This window comes from Segetibacter koreensis DSM 18137 (assembly GCF_000374045.1).
In the GTDB taxonomy this organism is placed as follows: Bacteria; Bacteroidota; Bacteroidia; order Chitinophagales; family Chitinophagaceae; genus Segetibacter; species Segetibacter koreensis.
On record NZ_KB893317.1, the window covers coordinates 18,920 to 45,120 of the forward strand.

Consider the following 26,201-nt stretch of genomic DNA (forward strand, 5'->3'; position numbering starts at 1 on the left):
GACCTGCGATTTTTACTTTTTTTTTAATAGCTTGTATAAATAGGATTTTATGTTTTAGGTTAATTGATAATAAGGAAATGAAAGTGTTTTTTAATTTTTTGAATTATTCATGTTCCGGCTAATTATAATGTACAAGAGTGCGACGCAACGGAAGTTTAATAGAATTGCAAATGCCGGGTACACAAAATTAAATATCGGTAAATCGGTATCCTGTTCCATATACTGTTTTAATATAGTCTTCGCACCCTGCATCTATTAATTTTTTTCTCAGGTTTTTTATGTGTGTATAAATAAAATCATAATTGCTGACCTGTTCATACTCGTCGCCCCATATATGCTCTGCGATGGCCGCTTTTGTAAGTACCCTGCGCTGGTTCGCAATAAAATATTCAAGCAATTGATATTCTTTATCAGTTAGTTCAACCGTTTTTTCGTTAACAGTAACCCGCAAAGCTTCAGGATCAAGTCTTATTTCATTGAATAATATCGTCTTGCTGCCACCAAAATTCCTGCGCCTTATAATAGCATTGATGCGGGCATTTAGCTCTGATAAATGAAACGGTTTTGTGAGATAATCGTCTGAACCTAATTCAAGCCCCTTTAGTTTATCTTCTAAGGCATTTTTTGCAGAAATAATAATGATACCTGCCTTAGATTCTATTTTCTTTAATTGTTTTACAATGTCTAAACCGCTTCCATAGGGTAAGCCGATATCGACCACTACGCAATCGTAATTATAATTATATACTTTTTCCATTCCTGTCACAAAATCGCCTACCACTTCACAAACAAATCCCTGGTGCTCCAGGTATTTTTTTATAGACTGCTGTAATCCTGACTCGTCTTCTATTATTAAAACTTTCATTTCTATAAAATTAATAAAAGCAGCGTTTTGTTTGATTGAATTGGTAAACAATATTGAAATAATGAGAGCATGTTTATGCAATCAGTATTTTATAAAACAAAAAAGCTGCTACAAGTGTAACAGCTTTTAAAGAACCCGTTGTAAAGTTTACAATTAATTCTTCACAAATTTCTTGCTAATCATTATGTTATCGCTTACTATACTTACGATGTACATACCTGCACTTAAAGAAGTCACATCTGCTTCAATAGTTTTACCTGATAAAGCCACCGGCATTTTTTTAATTAAAATTCCTGAAAGGTTTGTTATAGACAATTGTGCTTGTTGATTATTTAACTGTAATCCATCGACGTTTATTTGTATTTTGTTGATGGCAGGGTTTGGAAATACTTTTACGTTATATACTGCATTTTCAACTTTACCTGCAAGTGCGCTTCTTAAATTAAGAGAATGCTCGTTGTTAGTGAGTTGTGTTGTATCAGCAAGACTGCGGCTCGCAGTTTGTGCTTCTACTAGTATGGTGGCACTGGCAGATTTGGTAGCCGTACCTTTATCATCTATAGCTACAGCAGTTATTGTATAATTTCCTGCTCTTACATTTTTCCAGTCCCAGCTATAAGGAGCGTTTAATTCTGTATGCAATAAAGTGGTGCCATTATAAAACTGAACTTTTGTTATTTTTCCATCCGCATCGCTAGCGTTAGCGCTTATATTAACCGTTGCTGCTGCTTTATAATACGTTGCATTTACCTTAGGGCTTGTAATAGTTACGTTGGGAGCTACATTGCCTGCTACAACTGATACTGTTACAGTTTTAGAGATGGTTACATTGCCATTGTTATCTGTGGCTTTAGCGGTAAGAGTATGAGTTCCTGCAGGTACATTGTTCCAGGAGTAAGTATAAGGTATGTAGAACTCGGTATGAAGTAAAGCTGAGCCATCATAAAATTCAACTTTTGTTATTTTTCCATCTGCATCGCTTGCATTAGCACTGATATTGATTGTTGATAAAGCTTTATAACCCGTATTTATAGTAGGACTTGTAATGCTAACAGCGGGTGCTGCATTTTGAAGAGTTTTTTGCTCCTGGCCATCTTTTATTAAAACTGCAGATTGGTAAGGTTGCAGTTGGATACTGTTTGAATATTTATTGTTTTTTACGTCTACATAATTGCCATCTAAACTTACTGTTTTTATTACTTGGCTTGGGTTAAATACAAACCTTATTGAGTCATCAGGATTGGTGGCAGTTGCTTCCGCTTCGTATAGTTGTATGTTATCAAGATAATAGGTGCTTTGCGCGTCAACAAATAAGACTACAGAACCGCTTGCCTCATTTTGTGATGGCGTGAATAACATTTCATTTTCACTTCTTGTTGTAGTTACCGGTTGAGATTCTGCAGATGTAATAGGTTTATATTGAGAACTTCTTAAGTACGCACTGATGCTCATACGAGAAGAACCTTTTATACTGTATTTTAAGATATACTTTTTGTCAGAAGAAAGGGCTCCTATACCTATCACAATAGAAGAACTTTTGGCTGAAGGAACGACCTTAACATAACCACCGTCTAGAACACCTGAATTTGCCCATGATGTTGTACAATTGTTGCCCCAAAGCTTAACGTCTTTACTGGAATTAAAACTTCCAAACGCGTACTTATTTGAGCCTACAATGCCATTAATTTTAAATGAGGTTATTTGTTTAGCGCTGGTTTTTGACTGAGGATCTAAATTGTATTGTAGTTTCCATCCTTCCAGATCACGTTTTACCTGGTGTTCTTGTGCAGAGTTTAGATAGATTGTATTTAAAAGTACATTTCTATCGTCAATTGGTCTTGCATAGTAATTACTATCTAGTCTTCCTATATTATTTATATCACTGTTATCAAACTTACTTGCAATAACAGAAACCGGCTGTGTTATAGTCTTTGAAAAGAATATATTGTTAGTAATTGTATTGTTTCTGAAGCCGCCGGAGATATTGTGCTGCATATGAAGCTGTCCGTGCCCATTATTAAATAAAGTGTTGTTTTTTACAATAACATCCCTTGCATTATTAAGAAAAAGTCCCTTATTGGAATTAGCAATAGTATTACCGGCAATTTCCACTCCATTTACCAACCCATCCATATAAATACCCTCGGCGGAAGAATTGGTTGTATTTGTGCCCGCAGCTGCTCCTATGCCATTCAATATTATGTTACCTGTTACTTTTCTTCCATAATTTGTAACATCAGAGTTATTATAGGTATAAATTCCGCCTCCATCATCTTTTACAAAACAAAAGTTATCGATATAGTTATTCTTAACTATGCAAGAATCGCCACCCATTTGTATGCCAATGAAACCGGAATTAATAACCTGGTTATATTCTGCGATTGAGCTTTTATTAACCCTGATGCCTGCACCCTGTCCCTCGCCGCTTTGACCCATACCCGGTACAGCATATGAGTTCCTTATAATATTATTTCTAATTATAGCATAAGTGTTGGAAGTACCCACTGATATGCCATTGTTATAAGAATTTGAAACAGCACAGTTTTCAATCGTGAAATATGCATGATTTGAAACCTTAACACCATCTATTCCTGAAAATTGAACGTCACAGTTTTTAACAGTTAAATTTCTTCCCTTGTTAAAGCTGATTGCACTATTGTTTACTCCTTTTAAAGTTAAATTGTCAAACACAACATAACTTTTATTTAAGGCAGATATAGCGTAGTCGAGAGCGCTAGCTGTAACTCTGAAAGATGAAGGAGATTTTTCTCCAAAATAAACACTTACTTTTTTAGCGGCTTTGTCATAATACCACTCACCAAGCTGATCGAGGGTTTTAATACTGTTTTGAATAAAATAACCGAAGTTATTGTTAGGTTCTGAAATACCTGAATAATATAGAGTGTTTCCTGAGTGAGATGTAATTTTAGACCTGTTGAGTAACCAATGCGCAGGACGTGTCACCAACTCAGCGCTTGTCCAGTTTGGAGAAGACGATAGTTGATTATCGGTTATAGATGTTTTGCCTGAATGAGATTCAAGGGTTAAATAACCGGTATTAGGATAACGGCCCATTGGCTGTTGCTCATCATTTAGGAGTAAAATCCCAAGATTTGAACCTAAAGAGGTATTGTAGCTTTCGTAAATACCATGACCGACAGAAACCCAATTAGTCAGGGTAGTTAAGCCAGTTATAACCGGTTTGTCACCGGTACCATAAGCACCAATAACAATTGGTGAGCTTGCAGTTCCTGATTTATTTACAGTAATTGACCCGTAAAAGGTTTCACCGCGCTTTAATAATACAGCATCACCTGGTTGAAGGCTGCTGAAATAACTATTTAGTCTGCCTATTGTCTTCCATGGAGTGGAAGGATTTTGCGCCTGTGCTGCAGTTCTGGAATCATCACCGGAAACTGTCGAAAAATAATAATTAGTTGCCCATGCAGAGTGTAAGAAGAAGACAAATAATAATGTAAAAAGGTTTTTCATAAAATCTGAATTGGATATATTACTAAAGATCAAATATTGGATTACAGTGATATAAGCGTTTTAAGAAATAGATTATTGTAGCAAGAATCCAATGATGACCAATTCAGCTATTCAATTGTCTTTAGCGGACAAAGACCCTTTTTACATTCTTTTTTTGTTATAATTATTAATATGTTATATGGGTATCTGGTTAATTTATATTTATTTAGTTAATAGGAGTAGCTAAGTACGTAGTATGAAAAAAAAATTAAGTTCTTGTATTGGTAGAATGTATAAACACAAAAAACCCCGCCTAGACCAGGCGGGGTGAAACTAAAACGACAACACTAAAACTATCACTCACACTATCATTGCCACAACTTATTGCAAATCGTTTAAAGCATATTGATATTCTGTTTGAGGCTGGTTAGGATAAACTCCAGTTATTATTGCACTGTTTCCTGCGTTTTTTATTGCATCTTTCAGTTCATCTACTGTGTTTACTTTTGTATTATTTACTTTGGTTATAATAAAACCTTCTTTAATTCTTGTCTGGTCGGTTAAAATTCCCTGGCCTAATGTTTTGACTACAACACCTGATTGTAAATGTAATTGCTCAGCTTTGTCTTTATCAAGGTTTTGGAAAGTGGCTCCTAGCTGCTCAATTACCTGTTCTTTTACACTTGCATAAGCGCCTGAAGTACCTTTTAGAGCAACAGTAGCTGTTTTTTCAGTTCCGTTATGCTGGTAAGTAATATTGATTTTATCACCAGGATGAAGGGCGGCAACTTTTTCTACCATTTCAGTGCCTGTACTTACTTCAGCACCGTTTACCTTAGTTATAAAATCACCTTTCTGTACTCCGGCTTCCTCAGCAGCGCTGCCTTTTGCTACATCCATCACAAACACACCATCACCATCTTTTACGTTATTCTTTTTCTTATCTTCTTCACTCATTTGATCGCTGCCAAACATTACCCCCAGGTAGGCTCTTTTGGTGCTGCCGTATTTCATGATATCATTCACGACTTTTTTTACAAGATTAGAAGGTATAGCATATGAATAGCCTGCGTATGAGCCGGTAGGGGACGCAATAGCACTGTTAATGCCAATTACTTCACCATTTGTATTTACTAAAGCACCGCCGCTGTTTCCAGGGTTTACAGCAGCATCTGTCTGAATAAAAGACTCAACAGGTGAACTGCTTTGACGGCTGTTTATACCAAGACTTCTTGATTTTGCACTAACAATACCTGATGTTACTGTAGTCTCAAGGTTTAAAGGATAACCTATTGCTAATACCCATTGGCCGAGATGTACGTCGTCTGAGTTGGCAAATGAAAGATAGGGAAGATTATTAGCTTCAATTTTTATTACTGCTAAGTCACTGCTCGGATCCTTACCTATTACTTTTGCTTTATAATCTTTTTTGTTATTTAAGGTAACTACTAATTCATCAGCTCCGTCAACTACGTGGTTATTGGTTACTATATAGCCATCTGCACTTATGGTAACTCCTGAACCTGAAGCTCTCTGCTCGGGAGATAGACGATTGCCACCTCTTCCTCCAAACATATCACCAAAGCCATCTCCAAAAAAGTCTTTAAAGGGATTATCCTGTTGCATATCCGGATCTGCAGAAACCTGTTTAGATTTGGTAAGCGTTTTAATATGTACTACGGCCGGAGCCGCTTTAGTGGCTGCTTTTTCAAAATCTACCATTGGGCCGCTTACTGCATTTTCATCATAACTTGTATTTTTAAAAATGGAGGATGAGGGAATGGCAGAACCGACTTGTTGATGTTGCATATACTCGCCATATCCCCATATACTACCCATGGCAGTGCCTGCACTTACTAACATTACTGTTGCCAATTGTTTTAATTTCATGACTTTCTAAAATTGAGTTTAATAATTTTTTATTACAATACAACTTTACGACCCGCTTTTGAGGGGAATCTGTAGAAAAGTGTAAAGTCGTTGTTAAACAGGGGAATTTTATAGTGAAGGGTATTTTTCTACAATCAATTTGAGCCTTTCTACTATTTGGTTTAATTACTACTACTTTATAGAGACGGAGTTAGTAAAAGAATATTAAGAATTTGTAAGAATGATTTAAACAAATTATGATAAACAAGTAAAACATGCAATGAGAAAATATTTTATTTGATCAAGAATATCGTGTATGACATCAAGAAATAAAAAATTAAAAAAGCAAGAAAAAATAGTATTTTACATTGTAATTTTTCTTAATAATGAAAAGGCAAAATAATTATGTTTAATTATTGTAAGGCTTTTAGGTCACACAACAACTGTCATTACTTCTGTAAGCTTATCCACTGTTTTTTTAATCCCTGCTGTTTGTTTAGTTTTTGAGTGGGCATTATTTGGGAAATAATAATCTTAAAGTTATCTAATACATTATATTATCATTCTTTATTATCCAAATTAAATATACAAATGCTGTTTAATTCGTTTGAGTTCCTGATTTTTTTTCCAATAGTAACAATCTTGTACTTTCTATTACCCCATAAATTCCGCTGGGCACTGTTACTATTTGCCAGCTGTGTATTTTATATGTTTTTCAAACCTATTTACATTCTTATATTATTTTTTACTATCGGAATCGATTATGCTGCAGGTTTACTAATTGAAAACAGTAAATCTCAGAAACAAAGAAAGTTGTACTTATTATTGAGCTTAATAGCTAATGTAGGCGTTTTAGTTTTTTTTAAATATTTCAACTTTTTCAATGATAGCCTTAGTTCTCTTAGTGAGCTTTTTGGGTATAAGAATCCTATTCCTTACCTCACGATTCTACTGCCCATTGGCCTTTCTTTTCATACTTTTCAAGCAATGAGTTACACTATTGAAGTTTACAGGGGGCACCAAAAAGCTGAGCATCATCTTGGTATTTATGCCCTGTATGTAATGTTTTATCCTCAACTAGTAGCTGGACCAATTGAAAGACCTCAAAATGTATTGCATCAGTTTCATGAAAAACATTATTTTAATTATCAAATGGCATCAGATGGACTTAAATTAATGGCGTGGGGATTATTTAAAAAAGTAGTAATTGCCGATAGATTAATGCTGGCGGTAGACTCCGTCTATAATAATCCTACTCAATATCATGGTTTGCCATTAATAATAGCCACTGTATTTTTCGCTTTCCAGATATATTGTGATTTTTCAGGTTATTCTGATATAGCCATTGGCTCAGCAAAAGTAATGGGTTTCAACTTGATGAAGAATTTCAAACAGCCGTACTTTGCCAAAAGTGTTAAGGAGTTTTGGGGCCGTTGGCATATCTCCTTATCTACTTGGTTCCGGGATTACCTTTATATTCCATTGGGTGGAAACCGAGTTGGTAAATGGCATTGGTATTATAATATTTTCATTGTATTTTTAATAAGCGGACTTTGGCACGGTGCTAATTGGACTTTCATTATATGGGGCTGCCTTCATGGTTTTTACCAAGTATTCGGGCAAACTACTGAAACCTGCCGTAACATCTTAGTTAGGCGAATTGGATTAACTAGGTTTCCCGTTTTTTATTTGTTAGTACAAATTGGAACAACATTCGGATTGGTCACTTTTGCCTGGATTTTCTTTAGGGCCAATTCTATAACAGATGCTTTTTACATTAGTAGTCATATGTTTACTGGATTATTTGATGGCCTGAGCCCTGTTAAAAATAATGCTTTTGTTCGTACTAACCCTCTTTTGCTGGGCCAAAGCCTTCCAATGATTTCTCTTGCGTTTGTTTTACTTTCCTTGCTAGTACTTTTAGAGTATTTGCAAAATGAGGTAAGCTTTTTAATTCGGATTAAACAATATTCTTTTCCTGTTCGAATTGCCATATATAATTTAGTAATAATATCTATTTTGCTTTTAGGAAGCTTTGCAAAAGTAAAATTTATATATTTTCAGTTTTGACATGAAAAAATTAATAAAGACAATTCTTATTTTATTATTTACAAGTATAATTAGCTATGCTGCTGTAATTTGCATTGCCCTTGCCTTACATATAAATGGCTGGTTTCCAGACAACAAAATTTTATCGGGGGAAGGATTTACTCTTTTAAAAACACGGGAAATAAAAAAATATTCTAGTATTGACGTCCTCTTCTTAGGCTCTTCTCATGTTTATCGCGGAGTTGATACAAGGCTTTTTGAAAGAAGTGGTATTAAGGCTTTTAATTTTGGAACTTCTTCACAAAGTCCATATAATTCTTATTTCTTATTAAAGGAATATATGTCAGTTGTCAAACCTAAGTATGTTGTATTAGATTTATTTTGGGGTGTAAGTTATGGAGATGGCACAGAGTCTACAATTGATCTTATATCTAATCACGAATTAACATCTACTATAATTAAAATGGCAGTAAGAACACATAACATGGTAACAATTCGCAACTTAGTCGCCGTCTCTTTATCCCGCTTATTCAAGCCATTAAAAACAATTGAAGTAAAACAAGAAAGTCTTCATGCTGACATTTATAACCTAGGGGGCTTTGTTGCCTCAGGATATAATGATACAGAAAAGTACAAACAGGAGTTTGGACATGTAAATTCTAAAATACAACCACCGGCACATATTCAATTAGAATATATAAATAAAATTATTGCTTTATGTAAAGCAAGTAACGCAAAACTTATGTTTATATTAGTTCCGGTTACAAAGGAGTTTAAGAATAAATTGAATAATTATAAGGAATACACAAATGCAATTTCTGATATTGCTAATAAAAACAACATTGTTTTTATCGACTATAATGAAAACAGAAAGCTTTCACTTTCTTGGACTAATGATTATACAGATTTTCATCATTTGAATACTGATGGAGCTCAAAAGTTTACTAAACTGCTTCTAAATGATTTTAATGCTTTTCTGTATGAAAAGCAGGATACTATCGCCTCACATTAAAATAAGTTAATGGCTCTGAAGACAGGGGTAACTGTTGAATTTCAGGCGTATCTGGTTTTGCGTAAAGTTATTTGGCTTGAAAAACCATTTATTGTTTAGAGACACCTAATGCATTTAAATTTTTATGCCCTGCTTCTTTCATCATAGCACGCCACAATTTTGTTTCCAACATCGTTAGCATATATATTCAGGAATTGGAAAGCACTGATTATGATTAAAAAAAATTGTGTAACCGAAAGGTTTCTTATATATTTGTAACCGATCAGTTACACAATTTTTTTACAAATGCGGAGAGATGTATTTCAGGCGATCGCCGACCCTACAAGAAGAGAAATCTTGAGTATGATTGCAAATCAATCATTAAATCTGAATGCTGTAGCAGAAAAATTTGAAATCAGCAGGCCAGCTATTTCAAAACATATAAAAATACTTTCCGAATGCGGGCTAATAGTTATTAAACAAAAAGGCAGAGAACGATATTGTGAAGCAAAACTTCAAAAATTGAATGAAGTGTCTGCGTGGGTTGAACAATACAAAGTTTTCTGGACAAAGAAATTAGACGCTCTTGAAAGTTTTTTAGCTAAAGAAACTGCTTCAGCAAACAAACGCAAACCTATAAAAACATCAAAAAAATAATTGAACAGGTTGATAAAGATCTTTTTAAAACAAACTGTCTGTGTACTACTTTTAAGAGAGACTTTAATTTAATTATTAAAAAGGTAAATAAGAATCTCAAAACAAGGAAACTGGAAAATAGCTGAAACTATGTTTATACCTATAAATGATCTTCAACATAAAAATGTATAAAAATGAAAAATGAACCATTTGTTATCGAACGTACTTTCAATGCATCCATTGAAAATGTCTGGAAAGCCATTACAGACAGAGATCAGATGAAGCAGTGGTATTTTGATATTTCAGAATTTAAGCCCGAAGTTGGTTTTGAGTTCGAGTTTGAAGGAGGAAGTGAAAATAGGCGCTACCTGCATAAATGCACGATAACGGAAGTTGTAGCGGGTAAAAAGCTGAGCCACAGCTGGCAATATGAGGGTTACGAGGGAAAGTCGTTTGTAACGTTTGAACTATTTCCGGAAGGCGACAAAACGAGACTAAAGCTTACTCACGAAGGCCTGGAAACGTTCCCAGGAGACAACAAGGATTTTGCAAAAGAAAGTTTTGTTGCAGGATGGACATATATCATCGGCGAGTCGTTGAAAAAATATCTGGAAAAAACCAGCATTAAGGAATCTGTTTAAAATAACCCGGATCTAATTGCAAAAATGAAGGTAACAGGTGTTTTGGATTCTTAGAGTTTAACGCAATAAACGTTTTTGCTTGATGCCGCTTTACAAGCGATGCTACTTCTACAACCAGATAATATATCTATAAGTTTCCGAGGTAGGGTTAGAACTTTCTGTCCTTGCAGTATAATTGGGGTAGCAATGGCACAATCAACTTCTGGTTAGTTAAGTTCACATTGTTGGTGAATACCTGCTTTTAGACGCTTTAAGATAGAATCTCTTTTTTCAAAGAATATAACAATGTCATTAAAATCAGGAACCAATACCTCGCCTTCATTTTGTTGTAATGTTTCTCGGCCTGCTACTACATCAAAAATGTGTGTAAACATAGCCGACTTTGCCTTATATCCTAGCGGCTCCTTAGTGTTTGAATAAACAAGATAATTCATATCATATATTATCGTGTTCAGTTCGTATTTTTTGTCTTTTGCACCAATGAATCTCTTAGCCATTTCATTGGCAATGCTTGTAATAGTTGCCATTTTATTGATTTATGAGGGTTAAAAAGTGTATTGAGGCTAAGCAATTCATAATAAATATAACCTATTTTTTCCGTTTTTACAATTATTGCCGTCTTTTTCTTACATGTGATTATTAATAATTTATTATCCATAAGTCTATAACTATAACTGATTTTCTTAGATTATATTGTTTAGGCAGAAGAATTTTTTCCCTTATTTTTACGAGGTTATATTACTTATGAAAAGAACTTCATTCCTATTTAGCCTTTTGGTGATTTTGTCATCTAATTCGTTTTCCCAGGCAACCAGGCGCCATTTAGTTCCGGGAGATGTTTATCGAATACAAACCCTCAGTGATGCTAACATTTCACCTGATGGCCAGTGGATTGCTTATACAGTCAGCTCCATTGATTCAGCTAAGGACAAGCGGAACACAGATATCTGGATGGTTAGTCTGGATGGTAAACAAACAGTTCAACTAACCAGCAGCCCCGATAATGAAAGTAACCCGCGGTGGAGCCCGGATGGAAAATACATTTCTTTTACTGCAGCGAGACCTTCAGGTGGTTCACAGGTATGGTTACTTGACAGGCGCGGAGGTGAAGGCGTTCAATTGACTAATGCAAAGGGTGATTTAAATAGCTACAGCTGGAGCCCTGACGGCAAAAAGCTTGCGTTGGTAATGAAAGATCCAAAGGATACATCTAAAACAAAACCTCCTGAGCCATATATAATAAATAAGTTCCGCTTTAAACAGGACATAACCGGTTATCAATCTGATACCAGCAGAACGCATTTGTACTTGTTTGATGTAGCTTCAAAAAAAATAACACAACAACTCACTAGTGGTATTTATAGTGAGACTGACCCTACCTGGAGCCCTGATGGAACCAAAATATCTTTCGTGAGCAACCGTACAGAAGATCCTGATAGAAATGAAAATACTGATATCTGGATAATGGATATAACGAAGGGGGCAGTCGCTAAAAAGCTCACTACCTGGAACGGAGGCGACTCTGATCCGCAATGGAGTCCTGACGGTAAAACAATAGCTTATGTCAGAACTACCTCTGATGCCACTTTTGAAATGTACGATCAAACCTCTCTTTATATCATAAATGCTAATGGAGGTGAACCTAAGCCAGTAACTTTGACGTTAGACCGCCCGGTTACTAATCCAAGATGGTCAAGGGACGGAAAAAGTATTGCGTTTTTGGTTGCTGATAACATGCAACGATATGTGTCATCTTACGATGTGGCTAAAGGAACCTTGAAAACAATTGCACGCGGAGACAGAAGCTTCAGTTCTATTGAGGCAGCGCCGAAAGGCAATTGGGTAGCTTTTATGTCTGAACCTCAATTACCTTCGGAGTTATTTGCAATTGAAGGCTCAAACGTTAGGAGACTTACTACTGAGCAAAATGAATTTATAGACTCTATAGCACTGGCGACAGTCGAAAAATTTACTTCAAAAAGTAAAGATGGAACATTGGTATCGGGTCTTATTTATTATCCTCCCGGCATGTCAAAAGAAAAGATGCCTTTAATTTTTTATATTCATGGCGGACCTGCAGCTCAAGACGAATTCACTTTTGATTTAACAAGGCAAATGTTTGCAGCACACGGTTACGCCGTAGCTGCAGTCAATTACCGGGGAAGCCTTGGGCGCGGTATCGAATTTTCAAGGACCATATCTGGCAACTGGGGAAATAAAGAAGTGATGGATATACTCGGCGCAGCAGATTATCTTGTTGCCAAAGGAGTCGCAGACTCTGCGAGAATGGGCATTTCAGGTTGGAGTTACGGCGGCATATTAACTGATTATACCATAGCCTCAGATACACGCTTTAAAGTTGCCAGCAGCGGCGCAGGGGTAGCAGCTCCGCTATCTTTATATGGTGTTGATCAATACATTAACCAGTATGTAAATGAAATCGGCTTGCCATGGAAAGACAATAATATTGAGAAATATCTGAAGTTATCTTATCCTTTTTTGCACGCGGACAGGATAAAAACACCGACGCAATTTATGGTGGGTGAAAAAGATTTTAATGTACCTGCGGTTGGCAGTGAGCAAATGTACCAGGCGTTGCGCTCTCTTGATATTCCAACAGAGTTATTAATTTATCCAGGTCAGTATCATGGCTTTACTCAACCAAGTTTTATAAAAGACCGCTTTGAAAGATATTTTGCCTGGTTTGATAAATATCTTAAACCTCTTAATAAAGGAAATACAACCGTTTCAAACAATTAATAAAAAAATTATCACTTTTTCTGCATTTTGAAATTAATTTAAGATGCAGAAAAAGTTTGTTGTTTTGCCGTACTGTATAATGTGTACCGGGTCACTTACTTGTTCTTATAAGGTTATTAAAAACGTAGTTCCTTTATCAACTTCACTTTGTACTTCTATCGAGCCGCCCAGAGCTGTTATTTGAGATTTAATTAAAAAAAGGCCTAATCCCTTTCCTTCAGCAGAGTTGTGAAAGCGTTGATACATTCCGAAAAGTTTATTCATATGCCTTTTCTCTATGCCTGAGCCATTGTCTGAAAAAGTAAGTAATGTTCTGTCTCTTAAGGTTTTTTCTGTTGTTATTTCAATATGTAATTTGCGGTCTGGTGAGCGGTATTTGAAGGAATTGGTAAGCAGGTTTTGAATAATGCTTTCTAAATAATATTTGTTTGACTTTACGACAGACACGTTTAATCGTAAGCTAATTTCAGGTTTTATTTTTTCGATGTCATCGTGCAGATCATTTTCTACTTTTTTAATCACTTTATTTATATCCACATCCTGCAATTCAACATTTTTATTTTTTATAACCAAAACCTGCGAAAGGTGATCGATCGTTTCTTTTAACTGTGAAGTGGAAGTTCTGATCATCTCAATTAATTGCTTGTTATAATCGTCGAGAGTTGAGTAGTGCATCACATCTAAAATGCCGAGTAAGTTGGCGAGAGGTGCACGAAAGTTATGAGATGTTATAAACGAAAACTGCTGCAGATCTTCAATATTTTTCTTAAAAACAGTCACGTCTTGCATAGCACCCACCATTCTGTAGGGCTTGTTATTTTTATCACGAAGTAAGAGGCCTTTGTCTAACACATTTGCATAAGTGTTGTCGGCCTTTATATACCTGAACTCCTCAGACCACCTGGTTTCACTTTCGCTGTTTATAACCTGGTAAAGGTGTTTCACTACCTTTTCTTTATCATCAGGATGAATATTATTGATCCATGAATCTATGTCAGGCTTCACGTTACTCAACTGGTAACCAAATAAGGTTTCAAAGCCTTCTCCCCACATCAGTCTTCCCGAATGTAGGTCCCAATCCCACATAGCATCTGCTGTTGCCTTGCCTGCAAGCTTAAACCACTCAATGCTTTCCAATTCAAGATTTGCTTTCTTTAAGTCTGTTTCAAGTTTTTTTCTTTCAGTGATATCAAAAACTGTAGATCGGCTATATTGAAAATTTTGGTTCTCATCCAACACCGCGGAAGAATTAATGATAACAAAAAGTTTTGTCTTGTCCTTTCTGACAAAAGTTAATTCTTTATCCTTTAAGATGCCATTTAGTTTAAAAAGCGGAAAATTTCTTTCAAAATTATCAATGCTATCTTCTGTAAGAATGCTTTTAAATGATTTGCCCATTAATTCTTCCTTTGTATAGCCTAACCAATCTAGAGTCGTTTTATTAATATTTACAAAGTTTCCGTCTAAATTTAAAGAATAGTAACCGCAGGGCGCATTGTCGTATAAGTCGTGTATTAAGTCGGCCTGTTTCTTTAATTCTGTAATGTTGGTTGATATGCCACAAAGTGCATAAACTTTGTTGTCAGTATGATATAAAGGAGACTTTATAGATATGTAATATTGCTTTTTGCCATCAAATTCTCCTTTCTCCTCGACTTCTACTGTTCGTTGCTGAGCAAATACCATGTCGTCCGTTTCCTGGAATGCTTTAGCTATCTCATTTGGAAAAAGTTCAAAATTAGTTTTCCCAATTATATCATCTTTACCCAGCCCTACAAGCCTTTCAAAGCTTTTATTTACAAGTGCAAATTTTCCTTTCAGATCTTTAACATATATAAGAGAAGTTGTGTTATCAATTATTGATTGAAGTAGTTGCTTACTTTCTAGGAGTAAATCCTGTGCTTCTTTTCTGTCTTTTAAGTTGAAAAAAATTAAAACTGATGATAAAAGGATTGCTATAGTAATGGCAAGCAGTTGTAACCTAAAAGTTTTACTAAAGGCTGTAATATTTTTATTATAGGCATCTTTTCTTATTTTCAACAAGCCCTTTTCTTCCGTTTGTATTTGCTCTACTAACGATCGTATCTGCTCCATCGTATTCAAATCAAACCCTTTTGCTATTAAGCTTTCAGCAACCTCCATTCCGGCTTCTCTTCTTTTTTTTATTACTAATTCTGAAAATCCGATTTTTTCTTTTAAGAGGTAAAATAATTGAATGACGCGTATCCTCTGTGGCGGGTTATCTTTTATTAGTTTTTTTAGCGTTTCATGTTTAAGCAGTATCGTTTTTTTAGCTTCGTAAAAGGGAAGTACAAATTGTTTCTTGTTTGTAAGCACAAAAGATTGCATGCTCGTTTCTATATACTGGCTAAGAGCCAATATTTCCTCCGAGGTAAGCAGAACTTGTTGGGTATGCTCAATTGCTTCAACCGTTTCCGTGTATTTGAGACTGTTTCTATAGGATGCATCGGCTAGAAGAATAACACTAACGCAAATCAAAAAAAAACCGATTATGATATTATTTAAAAAAGAAATCCTCATAGAACCGTTTATGGGAAAAAGCTTTTACTGAAAGAAATGCTCATTATTACACTAATATAACAAGAAAACGTGCAAATATTAATTTCTAAATAATACCTGTACTTCGATTGTGGGAAGTAAAATAAATAAGATGCGGGTTTACAAAATGAAAGCTACTTTTTAGGTGCAAGACAGACAAAGAAAAAATTGCCGTAAAAAGAATGAGAGTCCTTTGAAAGTAAACTGGATTCACCAATCTTTTTTGCCTAATTTAACTATTAATTAATAAAAAAAATCACAAACAGAATATATTCAAATAATAAAATTAGCAAAATAGTTTGATTTTCAGTTGGTTAAGTTCAATCACTCATATAGTTGTTTTCCGTAAATTTTCAGTTTCAAACCCCTATCTTTGCCGCTCTAAAAAAAATTTGTAAACCCTTACTAGTATGCAACTGAAAGGTTTGGTGAAGATTTTTGCTATTGCATTAATCCTGATTTGCTTGTACCAGCTTAGTTTTACATGGTTTGTCCGCGGCCATGAAAAAAACATGGAAGAAAGAGCGGAAAAATGGCTAAAAGCTAATTTTCAAACACCGGAGCAAAAATATCCCGGCAACAAAGATCTGCAGGCGTTATATACTGATACGCTTGGCAACCTTAAAAGATCACGTGTACAAAGATTGCTTGACAGTACTAAAAATGATAAAATTTTTTTAGGCTTAGCTAGTTATCAGTATGCGAAAAACCAGGAATTGACCTATGGCCTCGATCTGCAGGGCGGTATGAACGTGACTATGGAAGTTGGGCTTGACGGTCTGATAAAATCTTTATCAGGTTACAATCGGGACGTTAACTTCAATAAGGCACTTGCTTCGGCTAATCAAAGGAAGGCAAATAGTGGCGCAGATTATATTACTTTGTTTTCTGAAGAATATAAAAAGCTTAATCCCAGCGGAAACCTTGCTTCTATTTTTGCGGCCGCAAGTAATCGTCGTATAACTTATCAAAGCAGCGATGCGCAGGTACTAGACTATATACGCAGTGAGGCTAAAGGTGCAGTTAAGAATACTTTCAATATCCTTCGTACGCGTATTGACAAGTTTGGGGTTACTCAATCCAATATTAATCTTGATGAAAATAAAGGAATTATAACAGTTGAATTACCAGGTGTTACCGACCCGGAGAGAGTTCGGAAATATTTGCAGTCAACAGCAAATCTGCAATTTTTTGAAGTTTATAATCTTGGTGAAATTTATGCATCTTACCAGGCTGCTGAAAAATCTTTGGCAGCTTATTTAAATGGTACCCCGGTAAAAGACTCTCTTTCTAATAAAAGTGATTCTGCGGCAAATAAACAAGACACTGCTGCTGTAGCCAAAGCTGCTGGCGCAGATACTAGTAAAACGGCTACTATAAGTTCTTTTGACAGCAAAACTGCTAAAACTCCTACTGCCACTGCCGCAACTGTAAAAAATGAGAATCCTATCAGTTCTATTATGCAGCTTATTCAGCCGCAGCAAGGTAAAGACGGTCAAATGCAGTTTCCTGCAGCAATAGGTTATATCCAGACAAAAGATACCAGCACTTTTAGTAATTACATGCAGATGGACGTTGTTAAAAGCAAGTTTCCATCCAACCTTGTTTTTATGTTTGGTAAGCCGGAGTCTGAAGATCCGAAAGCGTCAGGTATACTGCCCGTGTATGCTGTAAAAACTGTTGAAGGTAACGGCACGATGGCAAAGCTTGAGGGTGAGCATGTGAGTGACTCGCGCCAGGACTACGATGAAAGAGGGCGGGTGGCTATTAAGATGACTATGGATAAGGTGGGTGAAAGAATCTGGGCAAAGATGACCGGAGACAATATAGGAAAGCCTATAGCCATTGTTATGGATAATATTGTGTATAGTGCACCTTTTGTAAACGGCGTTATTCCTAACGGAAGTTCAGAGATTACCGGAAGCTTTTCGCTTACAGAAGCCCAGGATTTAGCAGATATTCTTAAGAGTGGTAAATTACCGGCACCCGCAAGAATTGTACAGGAGCAGGTAGTTGGACCTACATTAGGCCAGGATGCTGTTCATGGTGGTACAATGGCTTTTGCTGTGGCATTTATTATCATTTTCGCCCTCATGCTTATTTACTTCAATACGGCAGGTTGGGTTGCTAATATTGCATTGATTTTAAACCTTTTATTTACCATTGGTATTTTAGCCGCACTCGGAGCTTCATTAACTGCTGCCGGTATTGCCGGTCTTGTATTGACAATTGGTTTAGCTGTAGATACCAATGTAATTATTTTCGAAAGAATAAAAGAAGAACTGTCAAGGGGTAAAAACTACCAGTTAGCGGTGAATGATGGTTACAAGCGCTCTTATGCACCTGTCTTAGATGCGCACGTTACAACCATGCTTACCGCACTTATCCTTTTTTATTTTGGTCTGGGCCCGGTTTTGGGTTTTGCCACTACTCAAATTCTTGGTATTCTTTTGTCGTTGTTTTGTGGTATTCTTATATCGAGATTGATTTCTGACTGGTACACTAAGAAAAACCGGCACTTTGAATATTTCACCGGTATCAGCCGCAAAATATTTAAACACGCAGCCTTCAAGTTTATTGAATACCGCAAGATCGCTTATGGTATTTCTGTAGTTGTATTGTTGCTCGGCATAGGTTCATTCTTTCATGGTTTTGATGAAGGAGTTGAGTTTAGTGGTGGAAGAAGCTACACTGTTAAATTTGACAAGCCTGTCAAACACGACGACATTATGAACTCATTAAAACAGGAATATGGTGAATATCCTGTTGTAAAAAGTATAGGCTCAAACAGTCAATGGAATATTACTACTTCTTATAAGATCAAAGAAACAGGTAATAACATTGATTCACTGGTAGAATTTAAATTATTTAATGGTTTAAAAAGTTATCTGCCGCAGGGGCTGAGTTATAGAGAGTTTGACACGCGCTTCAAACAAAGTTCTCAAACGGTTTTACCAACCATTTCAGATGATTTGAAAACAGGTGCTAAGACTGCGACTATTGTTTCTTTGTTAGCTATTTGTTTGTATATATTCATTCGTTTCCGCGATTGGAGATACTCCCTGGGAACGATAGTGGCTTTGTTACATGACGTATTTGTAACTCTTGCTGTTTTTAGCTTCTTAAAAGGCGTTGTTCCCTTTCCGTTGGAAATAGATCAGCACTTTATCGCAGCTATTCTAACGGTAATTGGTTTCTCAATGAATGATACGGTAATTGTTTTTGACCGTATTCGTGAAGACAGCCGCCAGATGAAGAATACCGATAAAGGAACCATTATTAATAAGGCGATTAATGAAACATTAAGCCGTACAATCATGACTTCTCTGACGGTGTTCCTTACTATTCTGTCTTTATTTATATTTGGAGGAGAAGTAACACGTGGATTTGCATTTGCTATGCTGATTGGTGTTGTTACGGGTACCTACTCATCTATCTTTGTTGCCGCACCCATTCTCATGGATTTTGTAAAAGACAGACCGTTGGGTAAAGCTGATTCAATTGAAGCAAAAACATCAGCATCACCTGCAAGAGCGAGAGCATTGTAGAGTTTTGTTGGAATATATTAAAACGGCCGCATGAACTCATGCGGCCGTTTTTTGTTCTGGTTCATCTTGTTGACAATATTATTCTTTCCTCGTTAGTATTTCTTTTGGTAAAGTAAATACTAATCGTTTCGGACAAAAATGAGTTTTTTTAAGAATTAACAAAATTAGATTTGTGTAAGATGCATCTTTGCAGAAGCAAAAACTTTTGAATAAACTGTATTCATATATCGCCCATTCTTTTACTTTTTTAGTAGCCTTGCAGATACTAAATATGGGCCTTTTTGTACAGGATTTTGACACCCTGAACTCTTCGTCTACTATATCAGATCAGAATGTTATAAACACAGTTGTAGAGTATGTGTCTGAAGTCATGCTTAACAAGGTAAATGCTGTGCCTGAAAATAATAACAAGGCTAATAAAGATTTGCAGGTTCACAAACATTTTACGGTTAAACTAATTGAGCTTCGAAAACCTTTTATAGCAGTACCTCACCTGAAATTTAGTTCTAAAATTCATTATCCTCTTACCGAAAGCTACTATTACCAGTTTTGTAAAGAGATTAATCCACCACCACCCAAAGCTTAGCCTTCCTATAATCACACTATTAATTCAGATAGTGTTGCTTTGCGCTAGTTAATTTATTTCTATTCTTTTTCTCAGAACTTAAAACAAATTCATGTTTAAGCTTACTACATGTAAGCCTGCTGTGTTACGCGGGTTTATGGCTATAGGCTGTGCATTTTTTTTATTTGGTAGTATCTCTGCACAAGTAACTGCTCAGGATACATTATCATATACTCTTGCCCAGGCCGAACAACAATTTTTACAAAAGAATCTTACTTTACTTGCAGGTCACTACAATGTAAATGCAAATAGGGCTTTAATTGACCAGGCCAAGGTTTGGGATAACCCGGTTTTAATTACAGATCAGAATATATACGCCGACGGAAAAAGTTTTTTTAGTCATGGTAAAGATTTGTCTGGCGAATCAAGAGGACAAATTTTTATACAGGTACAACAACTTATAAGAACCGCCGGGAAAAGAGCCAGACAAATAGACCTTGCTGTAACAACATCGGAAATGAGCGAACTGCAGTTGCAGGATGTTTTACGTAACCTGAAATACCAGCTGCGGTCAGATTATTATACAATTTCACAGTTGTTTTCCGTGCAACAGATTTACAACCAGGAGTTGGAGGAAATGAAACATTTGGTAACAGGTATGGAAGCGCAGTTGAAAGCCGGAAATATTGCGCAAAGAGAATATTTACGTGTGCAGGCGCTCGTTATCTCTTTGCAACAGGATATTACAGAGAATAACCGCAACTTAAGTAATAGTGAGGCGGAATTAAAGACGCTTTTACAGGTTACCGGAAATACATTTATCAAGCCTGCCGATTCGCTTGCATTTCCCACCTTTACAACACCGTCACTAGATACACTTGTAGCGGCAGCAAAGTCTAACAATGCGGCCTACCTTTTACAACAAAAACTGGTTTTATACCAACAACAAAATCTGCAATATCAAAAAGCGTTGAAATCTCCTGATATAACTGTTGGCCCTGAGTATGACAAGGCAAGTAACTACGCACCTAACTATGTTGGTCTCACCTTATCTCTTCCCTTGCCTGTTTTTAATAAAAACAAGGGAAATATAAAGGCGGCAGAGTTTTCAATTCAACAGCAACAAGTATCAGCACAGCAACTTGAAACGGAGCTGAGCAACAACATTATAAATGCATACAGTAAATTAACCTTTACTCAACAGCAGAATAATAGTACACAAAACGATTTTTATAACAGCTATCAGAAAATGTTTACAAACATGATGCTGAGCTACAGGCAACGCCAGCTTAGTCTTCTGGAATTTATAGACTTTTTTGATACTTATAAAGAAGCAAACATAAGATTGCGTCAACAGCAACTAAACCTGCAACTGGCGAAAGAAGAATTGAATTTCCAGGCAGGAACTGACATTTTAAAATAATTAAACATTCAATAAATTTTTAAATAAATGAGACTTAGATATCTTTTTTTATTTGTTATCGCCACGGGCAGTTTAATTGCTTCCTGTAAAAGGAAAGAAACTGCTAATGAAGGGCCGAAAAGATTTTGTATCAGCGATACAATGGCAAAAATGATAACAATAGACAGTGCAACACTGAATAATATCACCAATGAAATCACCTTGAGCGGCGAAGTAAGTTTCGATGAAAATAAAGTCGTTAAAATTTTTCCGCGTAGCAGCGGGCAGGTTACAGAATGTAAGGTTTCTTTTGGTGACAGGGTGCAACAAGGGCAGGTGCTTGCAGTTATAAGAAGCGCTGATGTTGCCGGCAGCTATAGTGACTTAAGCTCTACCCAGGCTGATATAGCCATTGCAAAAAGGCAAATGGATAATGAAGAAAGCCTTTTTAAAAACGGTATTGCAAGTGAGAGGGAATACACGGAAGCTAAAGAAAATTATCAGAAAGCTTTGAATGCGAGATCAAAAATTCAATCGATGTTAAATATAAATGGTGGTAGTAAAACAAGTGCCGGCGGTACTTATGTTCTTACCTCTCCCATTAGCGGCTACATTGTAGAGAAAAAAGTAAATACCGGAAGTTTTATACGCCCCGATATGGGCGACAACCTTTTTACTATCAGTGACCTTAAAGATGTTTGGGTGCTTGCTAATGTTTTTGAAGCAGACATTCCTAAAGTGAAAGAAGGATACCCGGTAAAAGTGACAACACTTGCTTATCCTGATAAAGTTTTTAACGGGCATGTAGATAAAGTGAGTGAAGTACTTGACCCCGAAAACAAGGCTTTAAAAGTGCGGGTTAAACTTGAAAATGCAGGTTTACTATTAAAGCCCGAAATGTTTACAAGAGTAATTGTAACAAACCAGGAAAGCAATAAAGCAACATGCATTCCGTCATCTGCAGTAGTAGAAGAAAGCGGAAAAACTTATGTAATTGTTTATAACGGCCCGTGTGATCTGAAGGTGCAGGAAATAGACGTAATGAAAGAAGTGGGTGATAAAACATTTATCAATGCAGGTGTAACTCCCGGTCAGAGACTTATTGGTAGAAATGCACTGCTGCTTTATGATCAGTTTACTGACAATGAGTAGCAGTTAGTTTTATCGGACCAATTCCTGATCTTTTAAATAAGAAGCTGCCTTAAATTTTTAATATGCGTTTGTCCTAAAGCTAAAAGATGCAGAATGATATGCAGATGAACGAAATGCGACGCAATGATGATGCAGGCAGAACAAAAGCTGGTATCGAAAAAATTAAACTGCTTACAGTTAAAACGGCTGAAAAATTAACTTATGAATTACTGTGTAACATTTGGCAAGAGATATTACGATGAATATCGGAAGCGTTGCTTGTCTGAAAACAGTTTTACTCATTTGTGAACGGAATTCTCTTTTTAAACTAATAAAACTTCGCAAACAATCAAAAGTTAGCGAACACAGATATGAATAAACTCATTAAAAGCATCATACATTTTTCACTAAGGCACCGCTACCTCGTTTTCTTTCTTACAGCCGTGCTTGCAGTTATCGGTTTTGTAAGTTATCAAAATACACCTATTGAGACCTTTCCCGATGTAACGAATACACAGATCATTATTATAGCACAATGGCCCGGAAGAAGTGCCGAAGAAGTGGAAAAATTTATATCAATACCACTTGAAACAGTGCTTAACAGCGTACAAAAAAAATCTAATCTTCGCAGTACATCTGCTTTTGGACTTTGTTATATCCGTATCATTTTCGATGATGATGTGGACGATGCATTTGCCCGGCAACAGGTATTAAGCCGGCTGGGAAGTGCTGATCTACCTGAAGGAATAAAACCGGAAGTGCAGCCACCATACGGTCCAACGGGCGAGATTTACCGGTATACATTAAAAAGCAAATCAAAAGACATCCGTGAACTAAGCACCATTCAGCAATGGGTGCTCGACCGGCAGTTCAAGTCTGTGCCGGGTGTGGCTGATGTAAACAGTTTCGGCGGTGAAGAAAAAAGCTTTGAAATAAGTGCAAATCCTGAGAACCTGGTTAAATATGGGCTTACATCACTAGACGTGTACAATGCTGTGGCAAAAAGTAACGTAAACGTTGGGGGCGATGTAATAGAAAAAAATGGACAGGCTTATGTGGTAAGAGGAATTGGTCTTTTGAATAACATAGATGATATTAAAGACATTATTGTTACGAAAGTGAATGGGGTGCCTATACTGGTAAAAAATGTAGGCGAAGTCATTGAGACCGGAAAACCACGACTTGGAAAGGTCTCGAGAGATAATCAGGAAGATGTTGTCGAGGGAATTATTGTAATGCGAAAAGGTGAAAATCCCAGTGAGGTGCTTCAAAAGATAAGAGACAAAGTAAAAGACCTGAATGAAAACATTTTACCACGGGATGTAAAAATAGACACGTTCTATGACCGTACCAATCTCATGGATTTTGCCCAGGAAACAGTGATACACAATTTGATTGAGGGGATAGTGTTGGTGACGGTTATAGTGTTTTTATTTATGGCGGACTGGCGTACCACTTTAACTGTTAGTATTATTATTCCCCTATCCCTGCTGTTTGCATTTATGTGTATGCGCCTTAAGGGCATGACAGCTAACCTGCTGAGCATGGGGGCAGTTGACTTTGGTATTATCATAGATGGTGCCGTGGTAATGGTAGAAGGACTTTTTGTTGCCTTAGATGAGAGGGCAAGAGAGGTCGGAATGGAAAGGTTTAATAAGCTTGCTAAGCTAGGTCTGTTTAAACAGGTGGGAAGCGAAATGGGTAAAGCCATTTTCTTTTCCAAAATCATCATTTTAACCTGTCTTATTCCCATTTTTGCTTTTCAGAAGGTGGAAGGAAAGATGTTTTCTCCTCTTGCCTATACATTAGGTTTTGCCCTGCTGGGAGCATTAATTTTCACGCTTACTTTAGTACCCGCATTATCAAGTATCTTACTGAGAAAGAACGTAAGGGAAAAGCATAACCCTATAGTGCTTTTCTTTGAAAAGGGCATTGCCAAAATGTTCAGAAAAACATACAAGTATCCAAAAACCAGTTTGTTGATTGCAGTGTTGGTAATGGTATTAACGTTCTTTTCTGCAAAGTTTTTGGGCACGGAGTTTTTACCCGAGCTTGATGAAGGAGCTTTATGGGTTGAAAGTGAATTGCCAATGAGTGCCAGTTTGCCCCAGGCAGTAGAGATTTCAAATAAAATGATTGCAATTATTCGAAAATTCCCCGAGGTAAAGCAAACGCTGTCTCAAATGGGCAGAACAAACGATGGTACAGACCCTAAAGGGTTTTTCAACGTGCAGATACAGGTAGATCTGAAACCAAGAGACCAATGGAGAAAAGGTGTTAAGGAAGAAGCGTTGATTGACAGTATGAATGCACAGCTTGTAAAAATTCCCGGAGTTACTTACAATTACTCTCAACCTATTCGTGATAATGTGGAGGAAGCTGTAGCCGGCGTAAATGCTGCTATGGCGGTTAAAATATTTGGGCCTGATTTTAATACGCTTGATAGTCTTGCGGATGCTGTAAAAAAAGCACTGACAGGTGTAAGAGGTATCGAAGACCTGGGAGTGTTGCGCAACCTTGGACAACCGGAATTCCGTATAGAGCTTGATCAGCAAAAAATGGCGTTGTATGGCATAAACACAGCAGATGCGCAAGCGGTTATTGAAATGGCAGTTGGTGGCAAGGCTGCGACTCAACTATACCAGGGGGAGAGAAGATTTGATGTGAGAATCCGGTATAGAAAAGATTTTAGGGACACAAGAGAGAAAATTGAAGGCTTGATGGTTCCGACACAGGATGGAAGTAAAATTCCAATAAGTGAAATTGCAACCGTTAAAACTTTGACAGGCCCCGCCTTTATTTATCGTGATAACAATATGCGCCACATTGCAGTTAAGTTTTCTGTGCGGGAAAGAGACCTGGGAAGCACAATTGCAGAAGCGCAGCAAAAAGTGCAGCAAATGGTGAAACTGCCAAAAGGCTACTCAACGACCTGGAATGGAGAATTTGAAAACCAGACCAGGGCAACTAATACTTTGTCTCATGTGGTACCGCTTTGCCTGTTGGCGATATTTCTGATCTTATTTATCACCTACGGCAATGTAAAAGATGCTATTCTTACCATTCTTAATGTGCCTTTTGCACTAATTGGTGGCATTCTTGCACTTCATCTGACTGGTATTAATTTCAGTATAAGTGCCGGTATTGGTTTTATTGCCTTATTTGGGGTTTGTATTCAAAATGGGGTAATATTAATCAGTGTTTTCAGAAAAAATCTTGAAGAGCACCAGCCGTTGCGCAAAGCTATTTTTAATGGCGTTGTATCAAGAGTACGCCCGGTTGTCATGACAGCGCTTATGGCGGCTATTGGTCTTATGCCTGCTGCTGTAAGTACCGGTATAGGAAGTGAAACCCAAAAACCACTTGCCGTGGTAGTAATAGGCGGATTGGTAACCTCAACAATTCTCACCCTGCTGATACTTCCGATTATTTATTCACTGGTTCACCAGTTTATTCATAAAAGGGAAAACAGGAAGTTATTGCAAAAAATGGGCGCAGTAAATTAGATACTCGACTTTAACTGTACAAACCTGCCATATTTTATATTTGGCAGGTTTTTTTGTTATTAGAGAGTAAGAATTTAATTGTATGATTGTTGAGAAGGTTTCTTCCATCCGTCATCGTTGTTACGCCTTAACTGTTTCACATATTTTTCTTTAAAAAATCAGCTACAATAAGCATCATAACGTATGTTCATTTTTTAAAAAGACACCG

At 36.6% G+C, this 26,201-nt stretch carries 15 protein-coding genes; 10 read left to right on the forward strand and 5 right to left on the reverse strand.

Annotated elements, in window-relative coordinates; all coding sequences use genetic code 11:
* Positions 1-187: 187 nt before the first annotated feature.
* The 3 genes from B154_RS0105395 to B154_RS0105405 all read right to left on the reverse strand — a co-directional run bounded on the left by B154_RS0105395 (position 188) and on the right by B154_RS0105405 (position 6,226).
* Entirely contained in the window at positions 188-865 is a 678-nt protein-coding gene (locus tag B154_RS0105395; protein WP_026259988.1) for a response regulator transcription factor, read from the reverse strand.
* 153 nt (positions 866-1,018) lie between these two features.
* On the reverse strand, positions 1,019-4,357 hold the full coding sequence (locus B154_RS30565) for an Ig-like domain-containing protein (RefSeq protein WP_018612352.1): 3,339 nt from the start codon (positions 4,355-4,357) through the stop codon (positions 1,019-1,021).
* 360 nt (positions 4,358-4,717) lie between these two features.
* The gene (locus tag B154_RS0105405) at positions 4,718-6,226 is read right to left on the reverse strand and encodes a Do family serine endopeptidase (protein ID WP_018612354.1); all 1,509 of its coding nucleotides are present in this window, start codon (positions 6,224-6,226) and stop codon (positions 4,718-4,720) included.
* Positions 6,227-6,712: 486 nt separating this feature from the next.
* On the opposite strand from B154_RS0105405, the gene B154_RS0105415 reads away from it, so the two are divergent.
* The 4 genes from B154_RS0105415 (at position 6,713) to B154_RS0105435 (ending at position 10,522) form a co-directional block, all read left to right on the forward strand.
* Positions 6,713-8,275: an MBOAT family O-acyltransferase gene (locus B154_RS0105415; protein ID WP_211217461.1), complete on the forward strand. Its 1,563-nt coding sequence runs from the start codon at positions 6,713-6,715 to the stop codon at positions 8,273-8,275.
* Position 8,276: 1 nt separating this feature from the next.
* Positions 8,277-9,266 (forward strand): DUF1574 family protein, encoded by a 990-nt coding sequence (locus tag B154_RS0105420; protein WP_018612358.1) that lies wholly within the window; start codon positions 8,277-8,279, stop codon positions 9,264-9,266.
* Positions 9,267-9,551: 285 nt separating this feature from the next.
* Positions 9,552-9,902, forward strand: coding sequence for an ArsR/SmtB family transcription factor (locus B154_RS0105430; RefSeq protein WP_018612362.1), 351 nt, complete (start codon positions 9,552-9,554; stop codon positions 9,900-9,902).
* A 173-nt stretch (positions 9,903-10,075) separates the two neighbouring features.
* Positions 10,076-10,522, forward strand: coding sequence for an SRPBCC family protein (locus B154_RS0105435; protein ID WP_018612363.1), 447 nt, complete (start codon positions 10,076-10,078; stop codon positions 10,520-10,522).
* A 206-nt stretch (positions 10,523-10,728) separates the two neighbouring features.
* Here the strand turns inward: B154_RS0105435 and B154_RS0105440 are convergent, their stop codons facing one another.
* Complete coding sequence (locus tag B154_RS0105440; RefSeq protein WP_018612364.1) at positions 10,729-11,049, reverse strand: hypothetical protein; 321 nt, start codon at positions 11,047-11,049, stop codon at positions 10,729-10,731.
* Positions 11,050-11,266: 217 nt separating this feature from the next.
* On the opposite strand from B154_RS0105440, the gene B154_RS27770 reads away from it, so the two are divergent.
* The gene (locus B154_RS27770) at positions 11,267-13,282 is read left to right on the forward strand and encodes a S9 family peptidase (protein WP_018612367.1); all 2,016 of its coding nucleotides are present in this window, start codon (positions 11,267-11,269) and stop codon (positions 13,280-13,282) included.
* Between the two features lie 105 nt (positions 13,283-13,387).
* Here the strand turns inward: B154_RS27770 and B154_RS0105450 are convergent, their stop codons facing one another.
* Positions 13,388-15,823, reverse strand: a complete 2,436-nt coding sequence (locus tag B154_RS0105450) for a PAS domain S-box protein (RefSeq protein ID WP_018612369.1) — start codon at positions 15,821-15,823, stop codon at positions 13,388-13,390.
* A 428-nt stretch (positions 15,824-16,251) separates the two neighbouring features.
* Here B154_RS0105450 and secDF point away from each other — a divergent pair, with 428 nt between their 5' ends.
* The 5 genes from secDF to B154_RS0105480 all read left to right on the forward strand — a co-directional run bounded on the left by secDF (position 16,252) and on the right by B154_RS0105480 (position 25,993).
* A complete protein-coding gene (gene secDF / locus B154_RS0105455) occupies positions 16,252-19,389 on the forward strand; it encodes a protein translocase subunit SecDF (RefSeq protein WP_018612371.1) in 3,138 nt (1,045 codons plus the stop codon).
* Between the two features lie 205 nt (positions 19,390-19,594).
* Complete coding sequence (locus B154_RS0105460) at positions 19,595-19,975, forward strand: hypothetical protein (RefSeq protein WP_157580489.1); 381 nt, start codon at positions 19,595-19,597, stop codon at positions 19,973-19,975.
* Between the two features lie 91 nt (positions 19,976-20,066).
* A complete protein-coding gene (locus B154_RS0105465) occupies positions 20,067-21,377 on the forward strand; it encodes a TolC family protein (protein ID WP_018612375.1) in 1,311 nt (436 codons plus the stop codon).
* A 27-nt stretch (positions 21,378-21,404) separates the two neighbouring features.
* Positions 21,405-22,508: an efflux RND transporter periplasmic adaptor subunit gene (locus B154_RS0105470; protein ID WP_018612376.1), complete on the forward strand. Its 1,104-nt coding sequence runs from the start codon at positions 21,405-21,407 to the stop codon at positions 22,506-22,508.
* Positions 22,509-22,858: 350 nt separating this feature from the next.
* On the forward strand, positions 22,859-25,993 hold the full coding sequence (locus tag B154_RS0105480; protein WP_018612378.1) for an efflux RND transporter permease subunit: 3,135 nt from the start codon (positions 22,859-22,861) through the stop codon (positions 25,991-25,993).
* The last annotated feature ends 208 nt before the right edge of the window (positions 25,994-26,201 follow it).

Bases quoted from the DNA above. Each gene is read 5' to 3' on its own strand.
- B154_RS0105395 (WP_026259988.1), bottom strand. From the start codon at position 865: ATGAAAGTTTTAATAATAGAAGACGAGTCAGGATTACAGCAGTCTATA.
- B154_RS30565 (WP_018612352.1), bottom strand. From the start codon at position 4,357: ATGAAAAACCTTTTTACATTATTATTTGTCTTCTTCTTACACTCTGCA.
- B154_RS0105405 (WP_018612354.1), bottom strand. From the start codon at position 6,226: ATGAAATTAAAACAATTGGCAACAGTAATGTTAGTAAGTGCAGGCACT.
- B154_RS0105420 (WP_018612358.1), top strand. From the start codon at position 8,277: ATGAAAAAATTAATAAAGACAATTCTTATTTTATTATTTACAAGTATA.
- B154_RS0105430 (WP_018612362.1), top strand. From the start codon at position 9,552: ATGCGGAGAGATGTATTTCAGGCGATCGCCGACCCTACAAGAAGAGAA.
- B154_RS0105435 (WP_018612363.1), top strand. From the start codon at position 10,076: ATGAAAAATGAACCATTTGTTATCGAACGTACTTTCAATGCATCCATT.
- B154_RS0105440 (WP_018612364.1), bottom strand. From the start codon at position 11,049: ATGGCAACTATTACAAGCATTGCCAATGAAATGGCTAAGAGATTCATT.
- B154_RS27770 (WP_018612367.1), top strand. From the start codon at position 11,267: ATGAAAAGAACTTCATTCCTATTTAGCCTTTTGGTGATTTTGTCATCT.
- B154_RS0105450 (WP_018612369.1), bottom strand. From the start codon at position 15,823: ATGAGGATTTCTTTTTTAAATAATATCATAATCGGTTTTTTTTTGATT.
- secDF (WP_018612371.1), top strand. From the start codon at position 16,252: ATGCAACTGAAAGGTTTGGTGAAGATTTTTGCTATTGCATTAATCCTG.
- B154_RS0105465 (WP_018612375.1), top strand. From the start codon at position 20,067: ATGTTTAAGCTTACTACATGTAAGCCTGCTGTGTTACGCGGGTTTATG.
- B154_RS0105470 (WP_018612376.1), top strand. From the start codon at position 21,405: ATGAGACTTAGATATCTTTTTTTATTTGTTATCGCCACGGGCAGTTTA.
- B154_RS0105480 (WP_018612378.1), top strand. From the start codon at position 22,859: ATGAATAAACTCATTAAAAGCATCATACATTTTTCACTAAGGCACCGC.